Origin of the sequence: Stenotrophomonas sp. 2YAF22 (genome assembly GCF_052114665.1) — a bacterium.
In the GTDB taxonomy this organism is placed as follows: domain Bacteria; phylum Pseudomonadota; class Gammaproteobacteria; order Xanthomonadales; family Xanthomonadaceae; genus Stenotrophomonas; species Stenotrophomonas indicatrix.
This window is the reverse complement of record NZ_JBFRFE010000668.1, coordinates 1-2276: the sequence shown is the minus strand read 5'-3', so window position 1 is coordinate 2276 and position 2276 is coordinate 1. Positions and strand designations below refer to the sequence as shown.

Sequence of the window (2276 nt, the reverse complement as noted above, 5' to 3'; positions counted from 1 at the left end):
AGGTATCAGTCATGGCGTTTCTCGGATTCAAGGAGTGAGCGCGTGGCTAGTGTAACGCAGGGCTTTTGGAGCTTCCGCCGACTGGATGCGATGAGCCTTGGCCCGGCCAACGGTGCAGCGCCGCTTGATCTGCCGTGAAGACTCCTTCACGCTACGACCGCGCTTTCGTCATCTGACGATTGTGCACTGCCGCTTGCCGGCAACGATTTCACCTTTCGATCTCTACAGGGGGTAGTTTTGAACGCAGTTGCAGATACCACCGTGCAGGCAAGCCCTGCCGGAAAAGCCGCATGGATCACGCTGGCGATCGCTTGGTTGTGCTTCCTCGTACCGTTCCCCGGCCTGGGCCTGTTCCTGGGCTGGCCACTGAACCTGGTGGCCTTCATCCTCGCCATCGTCGCGATGGCCAAGGGCGGCGCCATGAAGGGTCTGTTCCAGCTGCTGGGCTCGATCATCGTTTCGCCGATCGTGTACTTCGTCGGCCTGGCGATCTTTGCCGGCACCGTGAGCGGCATCAGCGCGCAGAGCAAGGGCCAGTACGATGCGGYCGTCGCTGAAGCCAGCGTCTCGTCCGCCGCCGCGGAGGCAGATGCTCCCGCCAAGGCCACGGAAACCGCAGCTCCCGCAGTCGCCAGCGATGCCGCGATGGCACCCGCCTCGGCGCTGGAAGTGACCGCCACCACGATGTTCAGCGATTACCAGGACAACGAGATCGCTGCTGACGGCAAGTACAAGGGCAAGGCGCTGCTGGTTTCCGGCACGGTCGATTCGATCAGCTCGGACTTCATGGACAAGCCGGTCGTGCAGCTGAGCGCCAAGCCGTTCGGCTTCGTACAGGCCAGCGACCTGCCGAAGGACGTGGCTGCCAGCCTGAAGAAGGGCCAGAAGATCACGCTGGCCTGCACCGGCAATGGCGAAGTCATCGGCTTCCCGGCCGTGTCCGGCTGCACCGTGCAGTAAGGCACACAGCGAACGCTGATGTTCAGAGCCCCGCTTCGGCGGGGCTTTCTGTTGGCGGGTATCACACCGTTACAATCCGGGTATTCCGAAGCACCTTGGCCTATCCCATGCCCACCCTGCGCCCTTCCCGCGCCACCGATGGTGACGCTCTTGTCGATCTCTGGCGTCGCGCCGTCGACGCCACCCATGACTTCCTCAGTGCCGAAGACCGCCAGGCGATCGATGCTGAAGTTGCCGGCTTCCTGCCACAGGCGCCGCTGGTGGTGGCAGTCGACGACCAGGACCGGCCGCAGGGCTTCATGCTGATCGACGGTTCGCACATGGAAGCGTTGTTCATCGATCCCGACGTGCGCGGAACCGGTATCGGCCGCCAGTTGCTGCTGCATGCGCTGGCCCTGCATCCGCAACTGACCACTGACGTCAACGCGCAGAATGCGCAGGCCGTGGGCTTTTACCGGCGCATGGGTTTCACCGAAACCGGTCGCTCGCCGCTGGATTCGCAGGGTCGTCCGTATCCCCTCATCCACCTGCGCCATCAAGGCTGACCGGCGCCCGGAGCGCCGGCCATTCCCCGATCAGGCAACCGCGTCGAACGCCGGCGAGTAGCGCACCTCGCCCTGCGCCATCGGCGGCTGCAGGCACAGGGCCTGGAAATACGCCGCCGGCACGCCGGGTAGGACCAGACCCGGCACGGCACGGAAGCCGAAGCGCCCGTAGTAGGCCGGCTCGCCCAACAGCACGCAGCCCCGCGCGCCCTTCCTGCGCAGAGCCTCGATCGCGGCCCGCATCAATGCCGTGCCCACGCCGCGCCCCTGCTGCTGCGGCAGCACCGAAATCGGCCCTAGCCCGAACCAGCCCTGGCTGCCGTCCTGCACGCTGACCGGGGACAGCGCGACATGACCCACCAGAAGGCCCGCATCCTCTGCCACCAGCGACATGCTCAACTCGCCACGCTCACGCAGTGCGTCGACGATGTGATGTTCGGTGTGGCTGCTGTGGACAGCATCGCGGAACGCCATTTCGGTGAGCTTGTGAATGGCGACATGGTCGTCGATGGATTCTGCGCGGATTGCAAGGTTCATGGCAGGCACTTTGTCAGGGTAAGGAAGGTGTGAATTCATGATTCAAGTCACAAATTGATAGTGAGAGCCGATCGCGACATTGAAACGCCTTGGCGCTATCGAATCGCCTGTGCCGCAGTCGATTCACTGGCATCACCCTTCGCCGAATGCGTCAATAAATCGCCACCCTTGTCCAGAGACGGCTGGCGCCAGCTTTCCCGGGCACTCCATAATCGCCGGACCTGTCACCGGGGA

Annotated in this window: 3 protein-coding genes; 2 read left to right on the top strand and 1 reads right to left on the bottom strand. The window is 63.8% G+C overall.

Annotated features, from left to right (window positions below; translation table 11 throughout):
- Positions 1-237 precede the first annotated feature (237 nt).
- Entirely contained in the window at positions 238-960 is a 723-nt protein-coding gene (locus AB4Y84_RS19730; RefSeq protein WP_442250732.1) for an OB-fold protein, read from the top strand.
- A 107-nt stretch (positions 961-1067) separates the two neighbouring features.
- Positions 1068-1505, top strand: a complete 438-nt coding sequence (locus tag AB4Y84_RS19725) for an acetyltransferase (RefSeq protein ID WP_394197257.1) — start codon at positions 1068-1070, stop codon at positions 1503-1505.
- Between the two features lie 30 nt (positions 1506-1535).
- On the opposite strand, the gene AB4Y84_RS19720 is transcribed toward AB4Y84_RS19725, so the two are convergent.
- Positions 1536-2042 carry a GNAT family N-acetyltransferase gene (locus tag AB4Y84_RS19720; protein ID WP_394197258.1) on the bottom strand — a complete coding sequence of 169 codons (507 nt, stop codon included), beginning with the start codon at positions 2040-2042 and terminating at the stop codon, positions 1536-1538.
- Between the last annotated feature and the right edge of the window lie 234 nt (positions 2043-2276).